Source organism: Bacillus sp. MM2020_4 (genome assembly GCF_011250555.1).
In the GTDB taxonomy this organism is placed as follows: Bacteria; Bacillota; Bacilli; order Bacillales; family Cytobacillaceae; genus Neobacillus.
Genome location: NZ_JAANMZ010000035.1, coordinates 26,151 through 48,372, shown reverse-complemented (window position 1 = coordinate 48,372; position 22,222 = coordinate 26,151). Strand labels below are relative to the sequence as shown.

The 22,222-nt window shown below is 39.6% G+C and carries 23 protein-coding genes, 1 pseudogene and 1 riboswitch; of the genes and pseudogenes, 22 read left to right on the top strand and 2 right to left on the bottom strand.

Features of this window, described 5'->3' with window-relative positions:
• The first annotated feature begins 117 nt into the window (after positions 1–117).
• The 16 genes and pseudogenes from G6554_RS18670 to G6554_RS18595 all read left to right on the top strand — a co-directional run bounded on the left by G6554_RS18670 (position 118) and on the right by G6554_RS18595 (position 13,860).
• Positions 118–1,574 (top strand): annotated as a pseudogene (locus G6554_RS18670) (IS1182 family transposase).
• A 280-nt stretch (positions 1,575–1,854) separates the two neighbouring features.
• Positions 1,855–2,379, top strand: coding sequence for a CBO0543 family protein (locus tag G6554_RS18665; protein WP_166244604.1), 525 nt, complete (start codon positions 1,855–1,857; stop codon positions 2,377–2,379).
• 158 nt (positions 2,380–2,537) lie between these two features.
• Positions 2,538–3,008 (top strand): GyrI-like domain-containing protein, encoded by a 471-nt coding sequence (locus G6554_RS18660; RefSeq protein ID WP_166244602.1) that lies wholly within the window; start codon positions 2,538–2,540, stop codon positions 3,006–3,008.
• 52 nt (positions 3,009–3,060) lie between these two features.
• Positions 3,061–3,254: riboswitch (cobalamin riboswitch) on the top strand.
• Between the two features lie 187 nt (positions 3,255–3,441).
• Positions 3,442–4,407: an ABC transporter substrate-binding protein gene (locus tag G6554_RS18655; protein WP_166244600.1), complete on the top strand. Its 966-nt coding sequence runs from the start codon at positions 3,442–3,444 to the stop codon at positions 4,405–4,407.
• On the top strand, positions 4,373–5,434 hold the full coding sequence (locus tag G6554_RS18650; RefSeq protein WP_166244598.1) for a FecCD family ABC transporter permease: 1,062 nt from the start codon (positions 4,373–4,375) through the stop codon (positions 5,432–5,434). Before G6554_RS18655 ends, G6554_RS18650 begins: the two co-directional genes overlap by 35 nt.
• A 3-nt stretch (positions 5,435–5,437) precedes the next feature.
• Positions 5,438–6,904 (top strand): adenosylcobinamide amidohydrolase, encoded by a 1,467-nt coding sequence (locus tag G6554_RS18645; RefSeq protein ID WP_166244596.1) that lies wholly within the window; start codon positions 5,438–5,440, stop codon positions 6,902–6,904.
• The gene (gene cbiB / locus G6554_RS18640) at positions 6,901–7,866 is read left to right on the top strand and encodes an adenosylcobinamide-phosphate synthase CbiB (RefSeq protein ID WP_166244594.1); all 966 of its coding nucleotides are present in this window, start codon (positions 6,901–6,903) and stop codon (positions 7,864–7,866) included. Before G6554_RS18645 ends, cbiB begins: the two co-directional genes overlap by 4 nt.
• Positions 7,841–8,917: a threonine-phosphate decarboxylase CobD gene (cobD, locus tag G6554_RS18635; protein WP_166244592.1), complete on the top strand. Its 1,077-nt coding sequence runs from the start codon at positions 7,841–7,843 to the stop codon at positions 8,915–8,917. Before cbiB ends, cobD begins: the two co-directional genes overlap by 26 nt.
• Positions 8,899–9,471 carry a bifunctional adenosylcobinamide kinase/adenosylcobinamide-phosphate guanylyltransferase gene (locus tag G6554_RS18630; protein ID WP_166244590.1) on the top strand — a complete coding sequence of 191 codons (573 nt, stop codon included), beginning with the start codon at positions 8,899–8,901 and terminating at the stop codon, positions 9,469–9,471. Before cobD ends, G6554_RS18630 begins: the two co-directional genes overlap by 19 nt.
• The gene (locus G6554_RS18625) at positions 9,468–10,313 is read left to right on the top strand and encodes a cobyric acid synthase (protein WP_166244588.1); all 846 of its coding nucleotides are present in this window, start codon (positions 9,468–9,470) and stop codon (positions 10,311–10,313) included. Before G6554_RS18630 ends, G6554_RS18625 begins: the two co-directional genes overlap by 4 nt.
• Positions 10,310–11,101: an adenosylcobinamide-GDP ribazoletransferase gene (cobS, locus tag G6554_RS18620; protein WP_166244586.1), complete on the top strand. Its 792-nt coding sequence runs from the start codon at positions 10,310–10,312 to the stop codon at positions 11,099–11,101. Before G6554_RS18625 ends, cobS begins: the two co-directional genes overlap by 4 nt.
• Positions 11,059–11,670: a histidine phosphatase family protein gene (locus G6554_RS18615; RefSeq protein ID WP_166244583.1), complete on the top strand. Its 612-nt coding sequence runs from the start codon at positions 11,059–11,061 to the stop codon at positions 11,668–11,670. Before cobS ends, G6554_RS18615 begins: the two co-directional genes overlap by 43 nt.
• Positions 11,622–12,056 (top strand): bifunctional adenosylcobinamide kinase/adenosylcobinamide-phosphate guanylyltransferase, encoded by a 435-nt coding sequence (locus G6554_RS18610; RefSeq protein ID WP_166244581.1) that lies wholly within the window; start codon positions 11,622–11,624, stop codon positions 12,054–12,056. Before G6554_RS18615 ends, G6554_RS18610 begins: the two co-directional genes overlap by 49 nt.
• Before the next feature lie 14 nt (positions 12,057–12,070).
• The gene (locus G6554_RS18605; RefSeq protein ID WP_166244579.1) at positions 12,071–12,655 is read left to right on the top strand and encodes a cob(I)yrinic acid a,c-diamide adenosyltransferase; all 585 of its coding nucleotides are present in this window, start codon (positions 12,071–12,073) and stop codon (positions 12,653–12,655) included.
• Complete coding sequence (locus G6554_RS18600) at positions 12,656–13,150, top strand: ECF transporter S component (RefSeq protein ID WP_166244577.1); 495 nt, start codon at positions 12,656–12,658, stop codon at positions 13,148–13,150.
• On the top strand, positions 13,147–13,860 hold the full coding sequence (locus tag G6554_RS18595; RefSeq protein ID WP_166244575.1) for an ATP-binding protein: 714 nt from the start codon (positions 13,147–13,149) through the stop codon (positions 13,858–13,860). Before G6554_RS18600 ends, G6554_RS18595 begins: the two co-directional genes overlap by 4 nt.
• A gap of 17 nt (positions 13,861–13,877) precedes the next feature.
• Here G6554_RS18595 and G6554_RS18590 read toward each other — a convergent pair whose 3' ends face one another.
• On the bottom strand, positions 13,878–15,980 hold the full coding sequence (locus G6554_RS18590; RefSeq protein ID WP_166244573.1) for a transglycosylase domain-containing protein: 2,103 nt from the start codon (positions 15,978–15,980) through the stop codon (positions 13,878–13,880).
• A gap of 188 nt (positions 15,981–16,168) precedes the next feature.
• Here G6554_RS18590 and G6554_RS18585 point away from each other — a divergent pair, with 188 nt between their 5' ends.
• The 4 genes from G6554_RS18585 (at position 16,169) to G6554_RS18570 (ending at position 18,993) form a co-directional block, all read left to right on the top strand.
• On the top strand, positions 16,169–16,858 hold the full coding sequence (locus G6554_RS18585; protein ID WP_166244571.1) for an ABC transporter ATP-binding protein: 690 nt from the start codon (positions 16,169–16,171) through the stop codon (positions 16,856–16,858).
• On the top strand, positions 16,855–18,204 hold the full coding sequence (locus tag G6554_RS18580) for an ABC transporter permease (protein WP_166244569.1): 1,350 nt from the start codon (positions 16,855–16,857) through the stop codon (positions 18,202–18,204). The genes G6554_RS18585 and G6554_RS18580 overlap by 4 nt, the downstream gene beginning before the upstream one ends.
• Before the next feature lie 100 nt (positions 18,205–18,304).
• Positions 18,305–18,571, top strand: coding sequence for a phage holin (locus G6554_RS18575; RefSeq protein ID WP_166244567.1), 267 nt, complete (start codon positions 18,305–18,307; stop codon positions 18,569–18,571).
• A gap of 209 nt (positions 18,572–18,780) precedes the next feature.
• Positions 18,781–18,993, top strand: coding sequence for a hypothetical protein (locus G6554_RS18570; protein ID WP_166244565.1), 213 nt, complete (start codon positions 18,781–18,783; stop codon positions 18,991–18,993).
• Positions 18,994–19,022: 29 nt separating this feature from the next.
• Here G6554_RS18570 and G6554_RS18565 read toward each other — a convergent pair whose 3' ends face one another.
• Positions 19,023–19,259: a YczF family membrane protein gene (locus tag G6554_RS18565; protein WP_166244563.1), complete on the bottom strand. Its 237-nt coding sequence runs from the start codon at positions 19,257–19,259 to the stop codon at positions 19,023–19,025.
• Between the two features lie 161 nt (positions 19,260–19,420).
• Between G6554_RS18565 and G6554_RS18560 the strand changes: the two genes are divergently transcribed.
• Both G6554_RS18560 and G6554_RS18555 read left to right on the top strand, forming a co-directional pair.
• On the top strand, positions 19,421–21,010 hold the full coding sequence (locus G6554_RS18560; protein WP_166244608.1) for a spore germination protein: 1,590 nt from the start codon (positions 19,421–19,423) through the stop codon (positions 21,008–21,010).
• Positions 21,007–22,215, top strand: coding sequence for a Ger(x)C family spore germination protein (locus G6554_RS18555; RefSeq protein WP_166244561.1), 1,209 nt, complete (start codon positions 21,007–21,009; stop codon positions 22,213–22,215). Before G6554_RS18560 ends, G6554_RS18555 begins: the two co-directional genes overlap by 4 nt.
• Positions 22,216–22,222: the final 7 nt, after the last annotated feature.

Genomic DNA, 22,222 nt, shown 5'->3' with positions numbered 1-22,222 from the left:
GAGGGCACTGAAAAAGTCCACCTAAAAAATGTAAAAAGGGTATAATACCTCATTCATTGAGGGAATTATACCTTTTTTGCTGTATAATTATAGTATCAATTTTAACGGGTGGGTATTATGATACAAAATCAACAATCAATGATTTTTAGTCCATATATGGGTATTTATGATTTAGTTGTTCCAGAGGATAATCTGTTACGCAGATTTAATAATTTGGTGGACTTCTCTTTTGTTTACGATGAACTTAAAGATAATTATTGCCAAGATAATGGTCGAAATTCTATCGATCCTATTCGTATGTTTAAATATTTATTTTTAAAGACTATATTTGACCTTTCTGATGTTGATATTGTTGAACGTTCTAAATATGACATGTCTTTTAAATATTTTCTTAATATGGCTCCGGAGGAGCCTGTAATCAACCCAAGCTCATTAACCAAGTTTAGAAAACTTCGTTTAATTGATATAAACCTGTTGGACATGCTTATCAATAAAACCGTTGAAATTGCTATTGAGAAAGAAATCATCAAAAGTAAATCCATTATCGTGGATGCCACACATACGAAAGCCCGATATAACCAAATGTCACCAAAGAAATACTTACAGACCGTTCTAAAAAACTAAGAAAAACTATTTATCAGATAGATGAATCTATGAAAAGTAAGTTTCCCGACAAAAATACAACCGATGTTTTGGAAGATGAAATCGAATATTGCCAGAAACTCATTGACGTAATTGAAAAGGAAGAAACTCTTATCCAGTACCCGAAAGTAAAGGAACAGTTAAACCTTCTAAAAGAAACAGTTACCGACGATATCGAACATTTGCAGAGCTCTGAAGATAAGGATGCAAAAGTGGGGCATAAAACTGCTGATTCATCGTTTTTTGGTTATAAGACTCACATTGCAATGAGCGAAGAAAGAATTATTACAGCCGCAACAGTTACTACAGGGGAAAAGAATGACGGAAAACAATTAGAAACATTAATTGATAAAAGTATCCAAGCCGGAATAGAAGTTGAAACAGTAATTGGCGATGCAGCTTATTCTGAAAAAGGAAATATCGAATATGCCAATAAAAATGAAATAAAATTGGTAGCTAAATTAAACCCTTCTGTTACTCAAGGTTTCCGTGCAAAAGAAGATGAATTTGAATTTAACAAAGATGCTGGAATGTATGTCTGTAAGGCTGGACATATGGCAGTTAGGAAAGCAAAACAAGGCAAAAAAGGTGAAGGTAGAAATCAAGTTCATACGTACTATTTTGATATAGAAAAATGTAAACACTGTCCTTTTAAAGAAGGATGTTATAAGGAAGGGGCTAAAAGTAAATCATATTCCGTAAGCATAAAATCAAACGAGCATACAGAACAGGCAAAATGTCAAGAAAGTGAGTATTTTAAAGAAAAGTCCAAAGAACGGTATATAATAGAGGCTAAAAATAGCGAATTAAAACACAGACACGGGTACGATGTTACAAAATCCTCGGGTCTAATTGGCATGGAATTACAAGGTGCTATGGCAATATTTACTGTGAATTTAAAAAGAATATTGAAATTAATAGATCAAAAATAGAGGCAAAATAGTCCCTTTGAAAAAGAAAGACGACTTAAAATTCAAATTTATGAATTTTAAAGTCGTCTTTTTTGTGTTGGGCTTTAGAAATTCTTGAAAAACCGAAGGTTTTTCAGTGCCCTCTGTAATGGGGTTTGTTTTTTTTGTGGAGAAAAATAAAAATTCCTCAGGCCATTACTTCATATTTTTGGAAGAACGGCCATTTTTCTAAATGTATATGTAAATAATTTACAGTTAAATGGAAATAATGAAGGTAAGAAGAATGTGAAGGAGACTGCTAGTGAGTCTGAATCTTATCTATGGAGCCATTTTTATTTTTTCTGGACTAAAATGGGGGGATTGGAAAAATTGGCATTCCTTTTACCCTACTTTCCTGTTCTTAATGGTGGGAGATCTCGTCTATCAATTTTTATTTTTTAAGCACAGTATGTGGGAATATGTTCCTGTGGGAAACGAAAAAAACTGGGCAACACACACTCACATTGCCATCCTGATCATGTTAATAAAATATCCTGTTACGATTAGTATCTTCCTAGGACATATGCCCAAGGCAACATGGAAAAAGATCATACATATTCTGGTATGGACATTGATTTATACGATCAATGAATTCATTGATTTGAAAATAGGATCGATGGTTCACAAAAATGGCTGGAATTTGGGATGGTCAACTTTTTTTAGTTTTGTCATGTTTTGTGTACTAGCTGTGCATTATAAGAAGCCTCTTTTAGCATGGATTCTTTCAGCAATCTATGCCACCTTCTTATGGAATGTCTTTGATATACCACAAAGTATATTAAAATAACGAAATGAAGGTATCCGCTTCTTGGGAATACCTTCCTTAATTGTGTAAAACTATTTGAAAATAGAAATTTCTCTTATTTCGTCGAATAATATTAGCAGGAATTTGAGGGATATTATTAGAATAATATAAATATGATGATAGAAAAAGGGGGGATTTGCTTGGGTATCCAAGTGGTTGAGAGAGAAGAAATAAAAGTGGTTGGTATTTCATGGAATGGTACATATTCTGAGTTAGGAATAATCCCTAATTTATTTGAAAAAATGATGGAACGGATGGAAGAGGTTTCCTATCAGACGAAAGAACCGTTTTTAATTGCACCGTTTCATAGCAGGGAAACGGAGGTTACCTATTATGTCACAAAGCCAGTTGAAAAAATTGATGAGATCCCAGAGGGCATGGTTGGCTTTACCATCCCTAGGAAAAACTATGTATTCACTGTCCATAAAGGCAGTCATGAGGACATTGAAAAAACATACCAGAAACTGTCTGTTTGGATGGCCGAATATGGGTATGAAAGGGACTATTCTGCATTAAGTCTGGAAATCTTTAAAGAAGAGAATAAATTGACTAACGCTATAGGCGATCTTCATTATGAAATTTATTTACCGGTAAAGGCCTATAAGGGATAGAAAAAAAATATATACAAATGATTTTTTTTATATGATAATAGATTTAAACAAAAAATAATATTTTGGAAAAGGTGCAAAAAAGTCAGTAGATAGACTTTTTGCTTAAAAGGGAAGTTGGTTAAAAACCAACGCGGTCCCGCCACTGTAAATGGGAGCAACCTATCGAATGTCACTGTCCAAATGGATGGGAAGACGTAGGGAGCGATGAACATGAGCCAGGAAACCTGCCTTTTTCTTTGCGCCAAAAACCTACGAGGATAGGAGGTGTGGAAGACTAGACTATATTTACTTTGTGTTAGTAATTAAATCTAATCATACCCGCATCCCCTTATAATAAGGGGATGTTTTTTGTGTTTTAGGTAGAGTCTAGTGTGGGGCGAGCAATTTTATCTTTTTGTTAGATAGTTAATTATTCAGAAAGCAGGGAAATGATATGAAGAGGATTTATTCACTATTGCTAATTGCCTTGTTAACATTAGGAGTATTAGCAGGCTGTGCAGAAAAGCAAGAGCAGGTTAAAGAGGATAATAAGGCGAATGTTGAAAATAAAACAGAGGCTGCCTTTCCGGTAACGATTAAAGATGCTAAAAGTAATGAGGTAGTCTTAGAAAAAAAACCTGAAAAAATCGTTTCACTGATCCCAAGTAATACGGAAATTGCCTACGCGTTAGGGCTTGAAAAAGAAGTAGTTGGTGTTTCCGATTTTGATAATTACCCTGAAGAGGTTAAGAAAAAAGAGAAAATAGGCGGTATGGAAGTTAATCTTGAAAAAATTATTTCATTACAACCCAATTTAGTATTAGCACATGCCTCTACAGCGGATAATTCTAAAGCTAGCCTGCAGCAGTTAAAAGATGCCGGCATTGCAGTTCTTGTTGTGAACGATGCTCAAAATTTTGACCAAGTGTACGATTCCATCAGTATGATTGGCAAAGCTACTGGAGAATCGAAGAAAGCGGACGAGCTTATTCAAGTGATGAAGGAAAAGTTGGCTGAAATTAAGGCACAGGCGAACGATATCAAAGAAAAGAAAAAGGTATTTATTGAAGTTTCACCTGCACCGGAAATTTTTACAACTGGGAATAATACGTTCATGAATGAAATGCTAACGATGATCAATGCCGAAAACCTAGCAGCCGATCAAGAGGGCTGGGTCCAGCTTGATCAAGAAGAGATCATAAAACGTAATCCGGATGTAATCATTACTACATATGGCGGCTATGAAAAGGAAAAACCGGCCCAGCAAGTAGTAAGCAGAAAAGGCTGGGAAAATGTCAATGCCGTAAAAAATAAGCTAGTAATCGATGTAGATTCTGATCGTGTGACACGTTCAGGCCCTCGAATTGTTGAAGGAGTAGAAGATCTTGCGAAGGCTGTTTATCCAGAAGTATTTAAATAATCCATATATGGCTTTTACCCTGGCAGGACTATTCCTGTTCATTTCCATACTTCTAGGAATCTCCATCGGAACTGTTTCGGTTCCGATGGGAACGATTATTCACATTATGATGGCTAAGCTTTTTGGATTACCATCACTAGATGTCATCGATTCAATGCAAACAAGTATTGTGCTGAATATTCGCTTGCCTAGGGTTCTATTAGCGGGTCTTGTTGGGGCGGCTCTTGCGATAGCGGGAGCGGCATTTCAAGGCCTGTTACGGAATCCATTAGCAGATCCATATACATTAGGGGTCTCATCCGGTGCTTCCGTTGGGGCTGTACTGACATTGTTCTTTCATTTATCCATCCCTTTTATTGGGATGTTCACATTGCCATTATTGAGTATTCTATTTTCATTTTTTACCATATTCCTTGTTCTTGCCTTTGCCAGGAAAATTGAACGATCAATGAGAGTCGAGACGATTATTTTAACAGGAATTATTTTCAGCTCTTTTTTAGGTGCATTTATTTCACTTATGATCGCTTTAACCGGTGATGAGTTACGGCAAATTATTGGCTGGCTCCTGGGCAGTGTGTCAATGAGGGGCTGGGAATACATAAAAATCATCTTACCGTTTTTTATTTTGGGTTCAGCGATCCTCCTTTTTAATGCAAAAGAATTAAATGCGATGTCATTTGGGGAAGAGCGTGCGCAGCACTTAGGTGTTAATGTCCAGAAAAGAAAGCTCATCATTCTTTCTGCTGGTTCTATATTAACGGGAGCAGCAGTTGCTGTATCAGGGACGATTGGTTTTGTTGGATTAGTTATACCCCATCTTTCAAGAATGTTATGGGGACCCGATCATCGCTACCTTCTTCCACTATCCATTTTAATCGGAAGTGGGTTCTTAATTCTCGCTGACCTCGTGTCCAGAACCATTATTTCTCCAACAGAATTACCGATTGGGGTTATTACTGCTTTAATTGGTGCACCAGTTTTTGCGCTGATTCTGCTCCAAAGAAAACGGATGGAAAGAAGTGGATAGAATATGCTTAGCGTTCAACACGTTTCGGGTGGTTATGCAGATGAATCCGTTTTAAAGGACATTTCATTTCAAGTAAAACGAGGGGAATTGTTCGGGATTTTAGGCCCAAATGGAAGCGGAAAAACGACCCTTTTAAAAATGATTAGTGGGATCTTACCGTTTAAACAAGGTGATATTTTCATAAATGGAAAAAGGCTTCAGGAATATGGAATCAAACAGCTAGCACAAATGGTCGCTGTGCTTTCGCAGCATTCTTCACAATCGTTTTCCTACACGGTTAAAGAGACCGTTTCACTTGGTAGATATGCTCATCAAAAAGGCTGGTTTCAAACATGGACCAAAGAGGACGAGGATGTTGTTCAACGAGTAATGGACCAAACTGGAATATCGTTATTTCAACAAAAAAACATTCAAGAGTTATCTGGTGGCGAAAAACAACGGGTATTCCTTGCGCAAGCATTGGCCCAGGAACCTGAAATTCTTCTATTAGATGAACCAACAAATCATTTGGATTTATCTTATCAGAAGGAACTTCTTGACCTTTTAACACACTGGACAATGGAGAAGGGGTTAACGGTCATCTCGATCTTCCATGATTTAAATCTAGCTGGTTTATATTGCGATCGATTGCTGCTGCTTGAAAAGGGAACCATCAATAGTAATCATATTCCGAATGAAGTCTTAAGAGAAGATAGAATTAGAGAGGTTTACCATACCAAGATTCAAAAACAACCCCATCCGAAGGTGGCAGCGCCGCAATTGGTGTTACTGCCGGAAGTGGAACGGAGAATGGAAAACTTTGATATTACTGAAGAAATGATACTGGTTTCAAATGAGTTCATTAAATTGCAATCCCCTGCACCGTTAAGAACCATGTCTTCAGGTGTGGTCGGGGCGGGAACAGGCTGGTATCAGACATTTGTTAATCGCCACGTCAGGAAGGACTATAATTGTGATGACCATCGAAGGGAAATGGCGGCCTTTTTAAAGGATAAGGGCTTTGAACCATCAGCGACTGTTGGGATGATGACAGCTGTGGTCCTTGAGGATGTTGCATACCAAAGGGTCAAACAGGACGACATCTCGGTTTTAGTTGTTGTCACAGCAGGGGTTGGAAATGCAATTGATGCCTCAAAAAGTGAAAGGCATGACCTCATTCAACTTCCAGGGACGATTAACACATGGATTTTCGTAAATGGTGAATTAACAGAGGAGGCCTTTATTCAAAGCATCATAACTGCTACGGAAGCAAAGGTAAAAGCGATGCATGATTTAAAGGTAATGGATAAGGTCACAGGAACGATTGCGACTGGAACGTCAACGGATAGTATTTTAATTGCGGCTACCCAATTTGGGAAGGAGCTAGAGTTTGCTGGAACGATTACCCCTTTAGGCAGGCTTATTAGTAAAGTTGTGTATCAATGTACAACAGAGGCGATTCAAAAGTCACAAAAAAGGAAGCACCAATGATTCTTTATCACTTAATTGCCATTTTGACTGCTTCTATCCTTGATTTGTTTGTAGGTGATCCACCCAATTGGCCGCATCCTGTAAAGTGGATTGGAAAATTGATTTCACATCTTGAAAAGCGTTGGAATTCCGGGGAGTTTAAAAAATGGAACGGTCTAGTCATGCTCCTTTTTGTTTTACTATTGGTCTTCACGATTGTATTGATGGTTGTTTTAATAGGATACAAGATTCACCCCCTTGTAGGAATCGCTGTGGAAAGTATAGTTATATCTACCACCATAGCCCAAAAAAGCTTGAAGGAAGCGGCTCTTGAAGTCTACCACCCATTAAAATCCGGGGATCTGATTGAAGCCAGAAAGAAACTTTCTTATATTGTGGGCCGCGATACGAATGACCTTGATGAAAGTGAAATTGCAAGAGGGGCGATAGAGACGGTTGCTGAAAATACAAGTGATGGTGTGACTGCCCCTTTGTTCTGGGCACTCATAGGTGGTGCCCCGTTAGCAATGGTCTACCGGGCAACCAATACATGTGATTCGATGGTGGGGCATTTGAATGATAGATACAAAGAGTTCGGCTGGGCATCTGCTAAATGGGATGATGTGATGAACTGGATTCCGAGTCGATTAACGGGGATGATCATGCTAATAGGAAAACTCCCATTCAGGAGTGATCATCGCAAAGCCTGGTCGATTTTAATTCGTGATGCCAAAAAGCACCCGAGCCCAAACAGCGGCTGGGGTGAGGCGGCAGTGGCTGCTATTCTAGGTATTCAATTGGGCGGTATCAATTATTACAAAGGAATGATTTCTAATCGTGCAAAAATGGGAGAGGCTCATTCTCCTATTCAAGCCGATCACATCTTAAAGGCGAATGACATTTTAGGGAGAACTGTTTTCTTATTTTTATTACTATTATCGATCGGAGGGATGCTTGTTGAATTGGCCGTCACATGGTTCTAATCCCCAATACCTATATAAAGCAATGGGGCAGCCACTCCCAGTGGATTATACTGATTTTAGCGCGAATATTAACCCACTTGGACCACCGTCTTCATTGAAAGAGAAGTGGCCGGAGTTTTATCAGGAAATTTTTGTTTACCCAGACCCGCATGCTATAAAATTAAAAAAGATAATTGCACAGAAAGAACGTATTCCTGATCAATCAATATTAATTGGGAATGGCGGGGCAGAGTTGATTTCCTTGATTGCGAGGTTGCTCACAGGAAAAAGGGTGTTGTTGATCCAGCCAACTTTTTCCGAATATGAAAATGCCTGCAAGGCAAACAATTGTGATGTAGTGTATCACCAACTAAGGGAGCCAGATTTTGATTTAAACCTTGATGAGTTGCATAAAAAAATAGAAATTGCTGATGCATTGTTCTTGTGTAACCCAAATAATCCAACAGGCATTCAGTATCCAAGTTCAACGATTATTTCATTAATTGAGAAATGTGAACAGCAAAAATGCTTGGTGATCTTAGATGAGGCATTTTTCGATTTCTTAGAAGAGTATGAATCATTTATTCCATACATAAATACATGTTCAAATTTAATTATTATTCGCTCAATGACCAAAATGTTTACAATCCCTGGAATTCGACTGGGATATTTAGTCGCACTGCCTGCGATTGTAGAGAGACTAAACTCCCTGCAAGCACATTGGAGTATTAATACTCTTGCATTGTTGGCAGGTGAACTGTGTTTACAAGATGAATCCTTTATTCAATTGACACGGGAATATATCTGTGAAGAACGGAAGAGGTTGTTTACTTTTTTTAAACAACACGGATTTGTCGTATCTTCATCCAAAGTGAATTTCTATTTATTGAAGGATCCACTGTTGGATGATCAGTTTCCTTTGTTCGAATTTCTACTTAACAAGGCTGTCATTCCACGGCATACCGTTAATTTTCCCGGTTTGGAGGGGAAATGGCTTCGATTTGCCATAAAAGGCAGGGAAGCAAATACTTCACTAATGGAGGTGTTGGCGGATTGGCACAATCATCATTAATCTTCATTACCGGCGGTGTTAGAAGTGGAAAAAGCAAAATGGCTGAAAAACTGGCAATCGAGATGGCTGGTAAAAATGGCGGCCGATTAACCTATCTGGCAACGGGGGTCCCATCAGATCAAGAAATGCAGCAACGAATTGACAGGCACAAGGGCGATCGGTCCGCTGGGAACTATTGTTGGCAAACCATTGAGCAGCCCGTTCAGATCGGAACACTGTCCGATTCTGTAGTAGAGAGTGATATCATTTTAGTAGATTGTGTGACAACTCTTTTGAATAATGAATTATTTTCTACCCAAAGAAGGTGGGACGAGTCTTTTTTTACATCTGTCAAAGATTCGATTATTACTGGAATTCTATCGCTAAAAAGGCGGGCAGAAGCCATAATTGTTGTAAGTAATGAGGTTTTAAACGAGCCACTAATCGGAACTGACCTTGTTTTTTTATATGGAAGATTATTGGGACAAATCCATCAAACATTAGTAAATGAAGCGGATCGGGCTCTATTAGTGGAGGCTGGGATCCCCATCGTAATGAAGGAAGTGGAACGATGAAAGGAATCATGATTCAAGGTACTGCTTCAGATGTCGGTAAAAGTTTAATTGTTACGGCATTATGCCGGATATTAGCAAACGAGGGTGTGAAAGTCGCACCCTTTAAATCGCAAAATATGTCAAATTACACCTACGTTATAGCAGGCGGAAAAGAGATTAGTAGAGCACAAGGAATTCAAGCAGAAGCGGCCAGATTAATAGCAACTGAATGGATGAATCCAATTGTATTAAAGCCACTTCCAAGCCAGAAATCTGAAGTGATTTATTTCGGAAGATCGATAGAATTACTTTCTGGAAGGGATTACCGAGAACACTTTTACGAAAAGGGTTTGGAGGCAATTAAGGAATCACTAGACCAATTAGAAACAGAATATGAGATGTTAGTGATTGAAGGGGCTGGCAGTCCAGTAGAAATAAATTTAACCGATCGCGAAATGGTCAATATGAGAGTGGCAGAAATGGCGGACGTTCCAGTAGTGCTTGTAGCTGATATTGATCGCGGCGGAGTCTTTGCCAGTATTGTTGGAACGCTCGAACTGCTAAACCCTGTCGAGAGGCAAAGAGTAAAGGGATTAATAATTAATAAATTCCAAGGGGATCTTACATTATTCGAGGATGGGATTCAGTGGCTGGAGGAAAAAACAGGCATTCCTGTAGTAGGTGTCTTGCCATTTATTGAAAATCATATGATAGAGGTTGAGGATTCGTTGTCAAAGGAAGTAGAGGTAACGGTTGAAAGAATTACTGCAGATGAAAGATATGAGAGCCTTGCTGCGGAGATGAAACGTCACCTTAAATGGGATCTTATTCAGGATATCATCCATCAATGGGGCGGAAGATGAAAGAAATTTTAAAAGGATTCATGATTAACCTGCAATTTTTTACGGCTATTCCCATTACGCGGGAATTACCAATGGACCAAGAACATCTGAGAAAAGCCGTGCAGACTTTTCCGCTAATTGGTTTATTTCAAGGAGTTTTTTATGCATGTCTATTTTTTGCTGTTCATCAATTTACTCCTTTTTCTCATTTAGCTACTGCCTTCATCCTTTGGCTGGCAACGATACTTCTAACGGGAGGAATACATCTAGATGGCTGGATGGATGCGAGTGATGCTTACTTTTCCTACCAGAATGTAGAGAAAAGACTTGAAATCATGAAGGATCCAAGGTCAGGTGCTTTTGGTGTCCTTTCGGTTATGGTGTTATTATCGTGCCGATTTTTATTTATCTATGAGAGTACGTTAAATCCTACTCCCTTACTATACATCTTTATCGCTGGAATCCCGTTTTTGAGTAAAAGTAACATGGGTGTCCTATTATTAACTGTTAAAACAGCAAAAAGTGAAGGTCTGGGTTTATTATTTCAAAGTGCAGCAAAACCACAGGTATTATGGATCTATCCTTTTTATCTTATTGGCTTTCTGTTTCTTGCCCTGTTTTGGTCTGACGGTGGCATTCTTATTAGCATGTTGATTTTAACCGCTACTGGTTGTTTATTTTTTTGCCGCCGTTATGCTGTGAAATGGTATGGTGGAATAACGGGAGATGTGCTGGGAGCTTCTGTGGAAGGGACTGAGTTAATCTTATGGATGACCGTGTGGTTATTGCATTATTTCGTCATGGAGTAACAGAAGAAAATAAGCGAAAGGCTTATTTAGGATGGAATGATTCCGAATTAACGGTTGAATCTGCCAAAATGTCGACCAATAAGAACTATGAATCCTATTTTTCTAGTGATTTGCAAAGATGTATCCGCACGGCAAAAATATTATTTCCCACAAGTATTCCATATCAAGTAAAAGAGTTACGGGAAATGAATTTCGGTGAATGGGAAGGGAAGACATACGACGATTTAAAGGAAGACCAGCACTATTGTCAATGGTTGTCAGACGTTGTGAGTGTCTGTCCACCTAGAGGTGAATCTTTTCATGAGTTTACTAGCAGGGTGCAGGCTGGCTGGAAAAGAATAATGGACGTTGTCCTTCTTCAACGGCTAAAGAGCTGTGCGATCATCACCCATGGCGGTGTGATTAGATATCTTTTAACTAAATATGCACCGGATGAGAAAGGCTTTTGGTGCTTTCAAGCACAGCATGATCAAGGGATTGAACTTGTTTTTTCGAAAGAAGCTTTAAAGGGGGATGGACGATGCACTTCATTACTGGAGGTGCCTTTAATGGTAAGAGAAAATGGGTAAAAAAGGAATATAATAGGAACCAGGAAAAGCAATGGCTATCTGCCTATAACAGTTTTCCGCTGCCCTTCACTATACCAGAAAACCACCTTGTTGAGGTAGTTCTTGAGGGAATAGAGGTATGGTTGAAGGAGTTGACGATGCAATATGATGCTGACCGTTGTCGCGAAATTTGGAACGGATGCTTAGAGGCGTGGATTTCATGGGAAAAGGAAAGGGCAGAGCGAAAATTGATTGTGATTGGGACTGATATTACAAAAGGAATTGTACCAGTCAAAGAAGAAAATAGACTATGGCGAGATGTAACGGGATGGGCCTATCAGGATGTAGCAGCTAAATCAGACAAAGTTGATGTCATATGGTATGGATTAAACAAAACAATTAAATAGAGGGGGAATTTGAAATGAGAATTTATACAAGAACAGGTGACAAAGGAAAAACAAGTATTATTGGCGGTAGGGTAGATAAAGATGATACAAGGGTTGAGGCATACGGAACAGTTGATGAAGTAAATTCCTTTGTAGGGCAGGCCATCCAGGAACTTGATCAGGAAATTTTCAAGGATGTTCTTGGTGATCTGGAAAAAATTCAACATGAATTATTCGATTGCGGGGGCGACCTGGCAAATGTTACGGAAAAACGGGAGTTAAAGCTTCAGCAAGAATCGATTGACTACCTGGAACAGAAAATTGACGAATATATTGCAGAGGCACCAGAACTGGAACGGTTTATTTTACCTGGTGGTACGAAGCCATCAGCCTCCATTCATATTGCTAGAACGGTTACAAGGAGAGCAGAAAGATTAGTGGTAAAACTAGTAAAAGCTGACCCGAAAACTCCCGAAATTGCCCTGCAATATCTAAATCGTTTATCAGATTATTTTTTTGCCTTAGCAAGAGTCATTAACTTCCGACTACATGTGGGTGACGTGGAATATGTTCGTAGTGCTAGAGTGTTTAGGGATGGGAAGCGCAAGGAGGAAAAGTAGATGAAAGGTAAAATAGTCAGCTGGCTCGCCATGTTTACTGCCTTGTCTGTTGTCGGCGCTGTCATTAAGATTCCCGCAATTATTGGTACTGTAGCATTGGATGCCTTCCCAGCGCTTTTGGCTGCAGTCTTACTGGGCAGTGGCGCGGGAGCCATTGTAGCTGTATTTGGGCATTTATTATCTGCCGTAGTAGGCGGGTTTCCATTAGGCCCTATGCACTTTTTAATCGCAGCGGAAATGGCTTTACTTGTGTGGCTTTTTGGATACCTTTATAAAAACAGCAAAAAGGTTTTAGCAAGTGTGCTTTTTATCCTTGGGAATGCCATTGTAGCACCGATCCCGTTTATTTTTATACTAAATAAAGGCTTTTATTTGGCGATTGTCCCATCCTTGCTGATCGGATCGATCATAAATAGTGGAATGGCATACATTGCCATTCCACGACTCTCGTCCCTGTTTTCAAATCCATTCATGAAGAATGAGGCAAACCAATGAGGGATATTTTAACCATTCCCATTCATGCGGAGGATTCACTTATTATCGCTTGTGATAATAGCGGAGGAATTGGGATGAAGGAACAAGACTTTGTTCAGGTTCCATACGAAACAGTTACCTATTACTCCTTTAGAGTTGCGGTCATGGAATGCATGGCAGCAGGGGGGCAGCCCCTATCTGTCGTTCTTAACAATTTTTGTGGAAATGAACCATGGGAAGAACTTTTACAGGGCGTCAAAAAAGGAGCAAATGAACTTGGGTTAAAAGATATTTCTATTACAGGGAGTACGGAAAGTAATTTTATGATGCTGCAATCGGCAGTTGGATTAATGGTCCTGGGACGGAAAGGTTTGAATAAAAAGTCTGAGTTGTTATTCTCTAGCAATTGGACTTTTGCCGTAATAGGCTTACCTTTAGTTGGTCCTGAAGTGATGGCACAGAATGATGAAATCGTTCCACTTTCAGTCTTTCAAGAGATCAATCAGCTAAATGAAGTGTTGATTTGGTCTGTTGGTTCGAAAGGCATATTATCCGAATTGAATCAGATATTTATCAATAAACAGTTTACCGCTGAAAAGATCGTCACAAATGTCGATCTTTTAAAATCATCAGGTCCGGCTACATGCTTTATCGTTGTTTATGATGCCGATCATGATGAACAGGTAAGGAGAATAGCCGGGGATTACTTCCATTCTTTAAAAATAAAATAGCACGCAGCGATTGCGTGCTATTCTTTCATTCCTTTCACTTTTTCCACTATTGAATCAATCCCTTTGCCAATCGTATAAAATGCCTTTTCCAAGCCATTCTTCCATCCTGGGGCTTGTTCTTTTATCACTGATCCTATTTTTTTGGCATTTTCATTTAATTCTTTGCCAATCTCTTTTGCCTGATCATGGATGCTTTTATCTGGGGCTGCCTCGCCGGCAAGCTGAGCATTAATCGATGTCACGTCAAAGCTTTCCTTTGGAAGGAGTGGCAATGTTTCCCTCATGATTTCTTTGAAAATCGGTACCACATTAGAAGAACTTGAACTTGGCAGATAATGTACTCGGTCTGTTTGATCGTAGCCAATCCAGATAGCGCCCACAATGTTTGGGGTATAGCCGACCATCCACTGATCCTTTGTTCCATTCACATCCCCAAATGGGAGCTGGGTTGATCCTGTTTTCCCGGCAATTTCCATATGTGGAATATGTGCATTCTTCCCTGTTCCAGATTCTACTACATTTAGCAGCATGGATGTCATTTCATCTGCCACCTTTTTAGAAGTAACATTGGTTGTTTTCGCTTCCCGTTCGGCGATGGTTTTCCCGGTTGGACCGACGATTTTAGTAATTAAGTGGTGATCCTGGCGTTTTCCTCCATTTGCAAAGGTCGAAAAAGCATTTGCCATTTGCAGCGGGGAAACTCCTTTACTCATGCCGCCAAGGGCAATGGCCAGATTTTTGTCTTCCTTCACTGTGGGAATGCCAAAACGTTTTAACGAATCTATGCCTTTATTCAAGCCTATTTCATTTAACAACCATACGGCCGGAACATTTAGCGACTCTTCAAGCGCTTTATAAAGTTGAACCTTTCCTTGAAATGTCTTCGTAAAATTCTCTGGTTTGTAATTTCCAAATGACGTTGGTTCATCGACAAGTTCGGAAGAATAGGTGTAGCCGTTTTCAAGGGCAGGCGTATAGACAGCAAGCGGTTTAATCGCTGACCCCGGCTGAGCCTGTAGCTGGGTCGCCCTGTTAAAACCGCGAAACACATGCTCACCCCTGCCGCCGACAAGTGCTCTAACACCGCCTGAGGCTGGATCCATTAGCACAGACCCGCTTTGGACTAAAGTATTTCCTTTTCCTCTTGGAAACAAGGAGTCATTACTATAGACTTTTTCAAGTTGTGCTTGCAGGTTTTGATCCATTTCTGTATAGATGCGATACCCTCTTGTTAAAATCTCTTCTTGGGTGAGTCCATATTTAGAAATAGCTTCGTTTAAAACAGCATCCACATAATAGGGATATTTTCGCTCCACAAAGCTGCCGCCGCCATCCTGCAGCCGAATTTTTTCTTTTTTCGCTGTGTTGTATTCTTGGGAAGAAATAAAGCCAAGCTCCTTCATTTTTCCTAAAACAACGTTGCGTCGTTTCATGGCTAGGTCATAGTTATTATAAGGATTAAGGTAATTTGGTGCATGCAGGAGTCCAGCTAACATCGCTGCCTCACTGATCGACACATCTTTAATGTCCTTATTAAAATATTTTTTTGAGGCACTACTGATACCCCAGGAGTTGCTGCCAAAATAAACCTGGTTGATATACATTTGTAAAATTTCCGCTTTGCTGTAAACCTTCTCGATTTTTACAGCTAAAAATAATTCTTCTGCTTTTCGCTTATAGGTGCGTTCAGGTGAAAGGAGGGCATTTTTGGTCAACTGCTGCGTTAACGTGCTGCCGCCCCCAGTAACCCTTCCGGCAAACAAATTGCTGAAAAAAGCACGGGCAATTCCCTTTACATCAAAACCGCTATGTTCATAAAAACGCTCGTCTTCAATTGCGACAACGGCATGTGGAACATATTTCGGCAACTCCTCGATTTTTACCCCTTTTGTCCGATTGGTGGCAACATTACTTGCCACCTTGCCAGTATGGTCATAGATAACTGTGGGCTGGCTAAGACCTTCTTTCAATGATTCTACATTCGCCCTTGTTGCCAGCCAGCCGAAATAGAGGATGGTACCTAATACAACAACAAGGAGTAGTAATAAGATAATTTGTGTTAGATGTCTTTTTTTCCAGAAACGAACGATCATGTCCCGAAAAGGGTGTAATTTCTCCATGTTATCTCCTGACTATTAAATAGAAATTTTCGCTTCATCTATTATAAATTTTCTGGTAGAAAAAGACCAATAAAACTGTTTTTTTTTCATCTATTGAAAAATGTTTTTGAGGGATTTAAAAAAACTGTAGGGGTCCAGGCAATTTGTTACGTCTAATAGTGTGAAGTGATTGGGAGCAGGAGGAAAAAATGATTACAATAAAAAACTTACGTCATGATTTTGTCATTGGAAAAAAGGGAAGACAAACGATTATTCCGGTACTAAGAGATATTTCTTTCACCGTTGAAAAGGGAGAAATTGTTACCATTGTTGGCAGAAGCGGGTCAGGAAAATCAACACTTCTAAATCTAGTAAGCGGTTTTATCCATCCAAAAGCGGGTGAAATTTGGATTAGGGGCGAAAAGGTAACGGATCTAAATGAAACGAAATTTGCAGATTTTCGGATAAAAAATCTGGGCTTTATTTTTCAAAGCTTTCAATTGATTCCAAGTATGACCGCCTTTCAAAATGTTGAACTCCCGTTGATCTTAAAAGGGGTTAACGAGATGGAAAGAAAAATACAAACTGAAATGATGCTGGCGAAAGTGGGGTTACTAGATTATCAGGATCATTACCCTGGAGAATTATCGGGTGGTCAGCAGCAGCGCGTCAGTATCGCACGTGCCTTAATTGTGAATCCACCGATTATTCTTGCCGATGAACCGACGGGGAGTCTTGATAGTGAAACAGAGGAAGAATTGCTAGACTTCATTCGGGAACTGAACCGGGATTTGGGTATTACATTTTTAATCATTACTCATGATGATAAGGTGGCAGATATCGGGAGCCGCAAGATTGAATTAAGGGATGGCCGCATTGTTGAGGAGGTGCTGGCATGAAGGTAAAAGACCAATTCCGTTTCGTCCGACAAAATATGAAGAAAAATAGAACGAGAGTGTTTATGACGATTCTCGCTACTGCAATGGGCTGTGCGTTCCTGATTGTTCTCGCCTCCGTCGGCTTTGGTTTACAGAAATCGGTAGTGAAGGAAATTACGGAGCGTAGGGTAATAACGCAAATTGATGTCCATGGCCAAGAATTAAATGATCAAGGCGGGTTTCGTCCTTTAAACGATAAGGATATCCGCAAATTTGAGAAGCTAAAGGATGTAAAAGCTGTTACCAGACGAAAAATGCTCCAGCAGGGCGGTACCTATACGATAGGGAATTATCAAGAACAAACGGAAACGTATGTAGCAAACTTTCCATCAGAGGTGAAAGCGGGGTTTGAACTATCAAAGGGACGTTTGCCCAAAAGTCAAGATGAAATCGTGGTTGGCTATAATTTCCCGCTTAATCTAGCTCAAAAAGATGCTCCGGATGATATGTATGATGAAAAGGGGGAAATAAAAGCGGAGTATCGTTATACGGGTAAGATAATTGGCGAAAAGATTGAATTAACGATCCTACAATATAAAGAAGGCAAACAACAGGAAAGAATAATTCCTTTGACAGTGGTCGGCATTTCAAAGAAGCCAACGAAGGTTTGGGCCGAGGATCGAAGTATCTTTATTTCCGAACAAACGTTAAAGGAGATTGAGGCTTTTACAGGGACGCCAAAAGGCTACCTGTTAGATGCGAATAGTGAAGTTCCGAAGGATTTAACTACGCAGAAGAATTCTTATGATGATGTCAAGATTTATGCGAAAAATATGGAGGCCGTGCAAAGTATTTCTGATCAACTAACAAAGGAAAAATATGCGACCTATTCCGTTGTGAATGAATTGAAGGAAGTGAATATGGTCTTTTTGATCGCAAAAGCCGGGCTGATTTTTATCGGAACGATTGCCATTCTCATTGCTTCAATTGGTATCTATAATACGATGACCATGGCAGTAACGGAACGGTCACCGGACATCGGCATCATGAAGGCAATAGGCGCTAGTCCCAAAACGATTAAACGGATTTTTCTACTTGAAAGCAGCTATATTGGCTTGATTGGCGCCGTTATCGGGACAATTGTGTCCTATGGTATCAGTTTCGCCGTCAATTTTGCCATTCCGCTAATTATTAAACAAGCATTTGGTCAAGAAACAGAAATGGATATCGTCTTTAGTGAAATTCCGCTTGTATTGCCAATCATCTGTGTAGTTATTTGTTTTGGTGTAACGATTCTTTCTGGATACCGTCCGGCACAACGAGCAACAAAGGTCGATGTATTAAAAGCGATGCGTAGAGAAGTGTAAATAAATAAGAAACCGAGATAATCATGGGCAATCCTGTTCCGGTCCAAGCATATGTTAGCAGAAAGACCTATAGCATATTGGGAAGGGAAGGGATGAACTTATGATTAACTGGAAAGTGCGGTTTAGAAATAAAAACTGGGTAATTGCTTTTGTGTCTCAAATTTTAATTGTCGCCCAGGTAGTGACAGCCTGTTTACATTCTTTAGGTTTAGTCGATTTTCAAATCACCGATGCAATCCAAAATTCCATTTTAACATTTGTAAATGCCGTATTTGTCCTGTTGTCCATGTTAGGAATTGTTCAGGATCCAACCACGAAGGGTTACGGTGATAGTGAACGGGCCTTAACATATAAGGATCCGAATTAAAAAAGAGGCGCTAGCACCCAGGTCGGCGGCATATGCCCTGGAGCTGGGCAAATCTCAAAAAGTCAGGTTCAAGCGTGAACCTGACCTTTTTCGTGAAATAGATTCCATATTCTCAAATGAGACAGAAAATTCCGAGCCCGATTTAACCACAATTTGGTAATTGTTTGATACAATAGGATAAACAATCCTTTTGAAAAGGGGACCTTCTCATGTGGACTTCTATTATTGTGATTGCCGGATTTTTCAGCCTATTAATGGTGTTGGAGGAATCCATCTATTATTTTTGGAATCGCTATGTGTACGGCCCAAATGTGGAAAGGAAAAGAAAGTGGAACAATAGACTAAAAGCAGTTTGGCGTTTTTTCAAGAGGAAACAAGTTGTAGAAATTCATGAAATGAATAAGGAAAAGAGCTCGCAATAGGCATTGAGCTCTTTTTTTGTGGCTCATTTTTAATTAGATGGCGGGCTACTTTGGCGTTTCTTCTTTATAAAAGACAATAACGCCTGAAGAAGGAAGAAGAGAATAAACAAAATCACAATAATATATTCCGCCGGCTCCATGACCCGGAATGGATTTATGGTTTTCCAGATGACACCGTTTGGTGTGACCCCCATTTTAAGATCTAAAAATATCATGAGGAAAAACATACCAAATGCTAACAAAGTGGCAACAAAAAATTGCTTCATTTATTTCACCTTCAATCCACATTACTCTTATATTTTCACTTAATGAATTCTTTATACTCGAAAGTATTATGGTAAAAATGGATAAACATATGCAGCTTGGGGAAAATACCCAATATGGATTTAGTTGAAGTGGGGTGGAGCTTGTGTCGATTTTATCAAGTATGTTGAAAAAGAAGCAAAAAAAGCGGCAGAACGATAATTATCGCCAAAAGCAAGATCCACAAAAACCGGAAGAATTATCGATCCTGACGGATTATCAAGAAAATATTACGCGCATAAAGGAGGAGTTTGGCAATAGCACGGATATAGTCTTCCGTGAATTTAAATTTGATCGTAAAAAAGGAAATTGTGTCTATGTTGATGGGTTAGCTAACGAGCAATTGGTTAGTGAGTATTTCATGGAGTCTTTAACAGAAGAAGAATTAACACATAACCTTTTCGATTCTTTTCAATTATTGGCAGAAAGGTCAGTAAGCCTGGGAACTATTCAGATTATCACAAACTGGAATCAGGTATATGACATGCTCCTGTCAGGAAATACTTTATTTTTCTTAGATAGCTATAACAGGGCCATTAGCGTGGAAACAAAGGGATGGGAGAAGCGCTCCATTACGGAACCTTCCACCCAATTGGCCATACGCGGTCCTAAGGACTCTTTTACAGAAACATTCAGAACCAATACTGCTTTAATCAGACGAAGAATTAAAAGCCCAAATTTATGGTTGGAATCCATGAAAATTGGCAGGGTATCTCAAACAGATGTCGGAATTATGTATTTGAAAGGGATCGCAAATGAAAAAATTGTCGAAGAGATTAAGGAGCGTTTAAAAAGAATCGACATCGATTCGATCCAGGCGTCGGGATATGTGGAACAATTGATTGAGGATCAGGCATGGACAACCTTTCCGACAACGTATCATTCCGAAAGACCGGATGTCGTTACATCACATATACTTGAAGGCAGGATTGCCGTGATTGTGGATGGGACACCTTTTGTGGTAACTGCTCCCGCCATTTTTATACAATTTTTCCAGGCTCCAGATGACTATTATTCACGATTTGATATTTCAACCGGTATTCGTATTTTAAGGATTTTATCCTTCTTTATTGCTTTAATTGGACCAGCCGCTTATATTGCGATAACAACCTTCCATCAGGAGATGATTCCAACATCAATGGCGATTGCGATTGCGGCACAAAGAGAAAATGTACCCTTTCCTGCCTTTATCGAGGCATTAATCATGGAAATTCTCTTTGAAATCTTAAGAGAGGCTGGATTAAGGCTGCCAAGAGCTGTTGGTCAAGCAGTTTCTATCGTTGGGGCCTTGGTCATTGGCCAGGCAGCAGTCCAAGCCGGGATTGTGTCAGCTGTTATGGTGATCGTGGTTTCTTTGACAGCTATCGCCAATTTTTCCACGCCAAGTTTCGCCATGGCGATTGCTGCCAGGCTTATTCGTTTTATTCTGATGGGCTTAGCAACCGTTTTGGGTCTTTACGGGATCATGTTGGGTTTGATGTTTATGGCTATCCATTTATGTTCACTACGTTCATTTGGCATCCCATACATGATGCCTTTAGCACCTTTCAGCATCAAAAATCAACAAGATGTCTTTGTTCGTTTTCCTGTATGGGCAATGAAAAATCGGCCAATGTTTATCAGTAAGGGGAATACCGTAAGGACGGGAGAACATCAAAAACCAGAACCGCCAAATCAAGATGACAATAATCAAACATCAAATGGTGAATCATGATGAAAAAGATCATTTCCATATCAGTACTAGTGTTACTATTATTACCTACTCTAAGCGGATGCTGGAATCAAAAGGAATTGACTGATTTAGCCTTCGTCATGGCAATGGGAATCGACAAGGGTGAAAATAAAAAATTTGATGTTTCGTTTCAAATTGTGAATCCTGGGAATGTGTCTTCGGGTCAAAATGGCGGGGGACAAGGCCTGCCCATTGCTGTTTATAAAAGCTCCGGGGATACCTTAACAGAGGCAGCAAGAAAAGCGACAAAGAAAATATCGCGGCGCTTATATTATGCACATACAAATTTAATTGCTGTAAGCGAAGAAGTAGCCAGGAATGGACTCCTTGATATTATGGATGCATTGGACAGGGATCCGGAATTTAGAACGACAACAGAGCTAGTGATTATGAGAGATACTTCCGCAGAATTATTAGTATCTGCACTGGCGAACCTTGATAAAATGCCAGTAAATAAGATTACGAAAGAGATTAAAGCGACAGAAGCGATGTTTGGTGAAAATATGAGTATTAATATCGATGACTTCCTAAACGGGCTTATTAGTAAAGGGAAGGATCCGATTGTGAATGGTTTTAGAATAACCGGCGACAAGGAAATGGTAGGGAAGGCAAAAGAATTAGAGACTACAAAAGCAATGTCTGTCCTTGCCGCTCATGGATTAGCCGTTTTTAATAAAGGGAAATTAATCGGCTGGATTGATCATGAAAAGGCCCGCGGCGTGATTTGGATTTTGGATCGGGTTAAAAGCACTTCTGTGAATGTCGATTGGAATGGCAAAAAAAATGCGATCACAATGGCCGTTTTACGAACCAAAACAAAGGTTTCAGTTAAGATTAGAAATGAAAAGCCAGTTATCCAAATTGCCATTGAAGATGAAGGCTGGATTAGCGAAGCGAATACGGATGTAGACTTAACGAATCCAACCGAAATAGAGAAAATAGACAAGTTGGTTGAAAAGGAGATAAAACAGCAAATCGAAGCCACCGTAAAAAAAGCGCAAAAAATGAAGAGTGATATTTTTGGATTTGGGGAAAGCGTTCATCGGAAAAACCCGAAATTATGGAACAAATTAAAAGCTAATTGGGGAGATCATTTTGCGAATCTTGAAGTAAACGTGAAAGTTGATTCCTATATTCGCCGTGAAGGAATTCGGACTAAGCCGTTTTGGTCAGATTTTAATAAATGACCCTTAG